Source organism: Rahnella perminowiae (assembly GCF_019049695.1).
GTDB lineage: Bacteria > Pseudomonadota > Gammaproteobacteria > Enterobacterales > Enterobacteriaceae > Rahnella > Rahnella perminowiae.
On sequence record NZ_JAFMOT010000057.1, the window covers coordinates 1 to 440 of the forward strand.

Annotated in this window: 2 protein-coding genes; both read right to left on the bottom strand. The window is 66.4% G+C overall.

The window, feature by feature from the left end; translation table 11 throughout:
- The coding region (locus tag J1781_RS00260) for a hypothetical protein (protein WP_217233006.1) at positions 1 to 318 on the bottom strand (318 nt) is incomplete at its 3' end.
- Positions 315 to 428 (bottom strand): hypothetical protein, encoded by a 114-nt coding sequence (locus J1781_RS26435; RefSeq protein WP_408004140.1) that lies wholly within the window; start codon positions 426 to 428, stop codon positions 315 to 317. The genes J1781_RS26435 and J1781_RS00260, both read right to left, overlap by 4 nt.
- Positions 429 to 440 lie beyond the last annotated feature (12 nt).

A 440-nucleotide genomic window follows, 5' to 3' on the forward strand; every position in this document is an offset into this window, starting at 1 on the left:
GTCCACCTGGTACCACGCCCATCGCTGCACCATCAGCCCATTGCGCGCGACGATGCCCCACTCGGTGAGGGTGACGTTGCTCAACGCGAGCAGGAACATCACGCCGATGATCAGACCGATCAACATGATGAGCCACAGGACTTGGACCACGGTGAATCCGGCGCGGACATCGGGTCCGATAAACGCCCATCCGAGAGCCGCAGCGCCGATCAGCACGCACGAGAGCGCAACCGCCCACCAGAGCACGACGCGGGGGCGGTAGGTGACCGGATCGAACCCGCGCAGCGGTTCCAGATCCCCGGTGGGTCCTGCGGTCATAGACGGCACGCCGCGATATCGGTGACCAGGACGCCCCGTGCCCCGAGATCCCAGAGATCATCCATGACGCGGTGGGCCACGTCCCTCTCGACCATGGCGCGCACGGCCACCCAGCCCTCACG